The organism is Microcystis sp. LE19-84.1B, assembly GCF_027531875.1.
GTDB lineage: Bacteria > Cyanobacteriota > Cyanobacteriia > Cyanobacteriales > Microcystaceae > Microcystis > Microcystis panniformis.
In genome coordinates this window covers 1-3,360 of sequence record NZ_JAPZSR010000110.1, presented here as the reverse complement: position 1 = coordinate 3,360, position 3,360 = coordinate 1, and the positions used below count along the sequence as shown (strand labels likewise).

Sequence of the window (3,360 nt, the reverse complement as noted above, 5' to 3'; positions counted from 1 at the left end):
CCACAGACTTTCGCCCCATTTCAGAAGCCCGATTCCGTGTGTCCCACGGTACGTTGACCGCCTATAGCTTCTTGTACTTGTTGCGCGCGACTTTTTACCCGGCCAAGCTTTTCTGGTCGGAACCCCCTAAGCCGAGTTTTCCAGGCTTCGGCCGTGAGCTCAGCCGAACGGTGCTGCGCCGTCCACTTGGTTTTCGAGACTGGCCTTTTAATTCTAACGTAAAGCCAACCTAGAACGGCGGGGTTTCAGACCCAAAATTTCCGATGAAGAATGAATGGCGACACAAGGAAAGCCCTGCTCTCAAAGCGTTTTCAATGCTGCTCCGATACGCAATCATCTTCAAACTTGACAACGCCGCCGATCGCGCATCAACCTTGAATCGACTCTGGTATGAGTGGAAATCGATATACTAGAATTATTATGGTCAAGATGTCCAACTTAAGATCAATGACAAAAATCCTCTCGACAGCCGAAGTGAAAGCGCGTCTTTCCGAATCGATCGATCTTGCTCTCCAAGAGGGCTACGTTGTCATCACCCGCTACGGCAAACCCGTGGCTGCCCTAGTGAGTTACGAAGATATCCGACAATTGCAACGACTGAGAAGCGCTCGTCAGAGGGGAGGGTTAGCGAATTTAAGCGAAAATTGGGAAGATTCAGAAGAATTAGCCGAAGAACTGGATAATATCTTGGACGAGAGAACCTGATGGCTTATCTCTTTGATACCGATGCTATTTCAGAGATGTTACGCAAGCGCCCGCTACTGGACTATCTGCAATGGTTACGATCGCTCGATCGAGAAAATCAATATACTAGCAGTATCACGATCGCCGAACTATATAAAGGTGCGTTCCGTTCCCCCAAGCGCAATCATTTTCTGGAAAAAATCGAAACGAGAATTATCCCCGAATTCACGATCCTGCCATTCGATCGCTTGACAGCGAAAATTTACGGAGAAATTCAAGCGCAACTAGAACAACAGGGAAATATTCTCGCCCATGCCGATTTACAGATCGCATCCACGGCGATTCAATCTAATCTAGAACTGGTTACGGGTAATATTCAACATTTCGCCCGTGTAGAAGCTTTACGGATTAATTACACTCTCGTCCACGCCAGGGCATCTTCAGAAAATGTTCAGAGTTGAGGCAACTTCGGCATCAACCATGGCAGCTGGATCGCAAATATAGGATAACTTTCCCAAAAATCAGCGATAAAAACCCTTTTTTACCAATCTAGCCTGGCTCTAACCCTTGGCAAGATCGGAAAAATCCTCAATTGAGCCGCAATTAGCTTAATCAAAAAATGTGCTATAATCAGAATGTAAGCACAAGGGGCCGCAACGGTTTCGACAGGTTAGCGAAAGCTCCCCCGTGATACAGGTCGAGAGTGAGTCTCCTCTCGTAAATCAAAGGCTCAAACAAAAAGTAAATGCGAACAACATCGTTCCTTTCGCTCGTAAAGCCGCTCCTGTAGCTGCCTAATAGTCTCTAATCGACTCGAGCATTCATAGTTTGACTCCGTTAAGGACTATGGATAAACCCCCAACGGATGCCACGTTTAACTTTCTCTAGTTAGTTAACCGTCTAAGCTTTAACTAGAGCATCCCACTGTCCGGGATAAGTGACAGTCCCCGTTTCGAGGGTAATCGAAACTAAACCTGTGAATGAGCGGACAGTCAATACCTAATTTGGACAGCAGTTCGACTCTGCTCGGCTCCATTGATTAGTTTAATGAAAAACCTTCTCTCCCGCATGGACGGGGTACAAACACCGATCATTCCCGTGGTCGGTCAATTAATTAAAGCGAACCCCGGCACTATTTCCCTAGGTCAAGGGGTTGTTTCCTATGATCCACCCCAGCAGGCGATCGAATCTCTATCTTTATTCTTAGCTAATCCCAAAAATCATCAATATCAATCTGTGGCGGGAATTCCCCCCTTATTAACAGTAATTCGGCAAAAACTAGCCGAAGATAATCGGGTAGAAATCAGCGATAAGCAGGCAATTTTTGTGACGGCGGGCAGTAATATGGCTTTTATGAATGCCATTTTAGCCATTACTTCCCCGGGGGATGAAATTATTCTCAACACTCCCTTTTATTTCAATCATGAAATGGCCATAAAAATGGCTAATTGTCAAGTAATTTTGGTCGCCACAGACAAAAATTATCAATTGTGTCCGGCTGCCATTGAAGAGGCAATCACGGAAAAAACTAAGGCAGTGGTAACGATTTCTCCTAATAACCCCACCGGAGTAGTTTATCCAGAAAATACCCTAAGAGAAGTCAATCGAATTTGTCAAAAAAAGGGCATCTATCACATTCACGATGAGGCTTATGAGTATTTTACCTATAACCATGCCCGTCACTTTTCTCCGGCGGCAATTGTTGGTAGTGAATCCTGGACTATTTCCTTATTTAGTCTCTCAAAAGCCTACGGTTTTGCCAGTTGGCGCATTGGTTATATGGTAGTACCGGAACATTTATCTGAGGCGATTAATAAGATTCAGGATACTATTTTAATCTGTCCGCCGGTGGTTTCGCAATACGCGGCCCTAGGAGCGTTGCAGGTGGGTAAAAGCTATCCTTTAGAACAGTTAAAAACCATCAGTCAAGTTAGAGAAATTTGCCTGAATGCTCTAGAATCGATTAGGGATATTTGTGATGTTGCCACTGCGGAAGGTGCTTTTTATTTCTTCCTGAAAATTCCCACAGACAAGAATGATTTTCAGTTAGTTAAAAGTTTAATTGAGCGGCAGCGGGTGGCGGTGTTACCCGGTTCAACTTTTGGGACAACAGAAGGCTGTTATTTGCGTCTTGCCTACGGTTCTTTATCTCCAGAAACAGCTTTAGCGGCAGTAGAAAGATTGGTAAAAGGACTGCGTTATTTTAGTCAATGATTTTCAAGAATAAATACCGGCTTTCTTTATTGTTTTTTACTTTAAGCTCATACTAAATCCAGTTATTAAAAACTGATTATTTCTTATCCCTTTTGCCTGTTGCCTTTTGCCTCGTCTCAACAAGTAATTTAAATTAAGAACAGCTTAAGTAGGTAGGTGTTAAAAATTATCAGATACCCCCCTTATCAAGGGGGGACTAAGGGGGGATCGGCACCCCCCTTATCAAGGGGGGACTAAAGGGGGATCGGCACCCCCCTTATCAAGGTAGGGCTGTTTCATTCTCCCATCAGAATATCAAAAGTAAAAGCGATCACTATCTTTGTAAAATGAGGAGTGACCGCCAACCTTTCAAATATATGTTGAGCTTAATAGAAAAACTAAAACAAGTCAAGGACTTTCGGAAAGATAAAGGAAAAAGACACCCTTTATGGATAGTATTAGTAGTAATAATACTGGGAACAA

At 43.9% G+C, this 3,360-nt stretch carries 5 protein-coding genes and 1 other RNA gene; all 6 read left to right on the top strand.

Going from position 1 to position 3,360, the window contains the following annotated elements:
- The coding region (locus O9324_RS06520; RefSeq protein WP_288139764.1) for a hypothetical protein at positions 1-233 on the top strand (233 nt) is incomplete at its 5' end.
- 196 nt (positions 234-429) lie between these two features.
- Positions 430-705 (top strand): type II toxin-antitoxin system Phd/YefM family antitoxin, encoded by a 276-nt coding sequence (locus O9324_RS06515; protein ID WP_223210417.1) that lies wholly within the window; start codon positions 430-432, stop codon positions 703-705.
- Entirely contained in the window at positions 705-1,145 is a 441-nt protein-coding gene (locus tag O9324_RS06510; RefSeq protein ID WP_002784674.1) for a type II toxin-antitoxin system VapC family toxin, read from the top strand. The genes O9324_RS06515 and O9324_RS06510 overlap by 1 nt, the downstream gene beginning before the upstream one ends.
- A 186-nt stretch (positions 1,146-1,331) precedes the next feature.
- Positions 1,332-1,722, top strand: a transfer-messenger RNA (tmRNA) gene (ssrA, locus tag O9324_RS06505).
- Positions 1,723-1,731: 9 nt separating this feature from the next.
- Positions 1,732-2,898 (top strand): pyridoxal phosphate-dependent aminotransferase, encoded by a 1,167-nt coding sequence (locus O9324_RS06500; protein WP_288139763.1) that lies wholly within the window; start codon positions 1,732-1,734, stop codon positions 2,896-2,898.
- A gap of 356 nt (positions 2,899-3,254) precedes the next feature.
- Positions 3,255-3,360 (top strand): transposase family protein (locus tag O9324_RS27445; protein WP_502846571.1); only part of this gene is annotated, 106 nt, incomplete at its 3' end.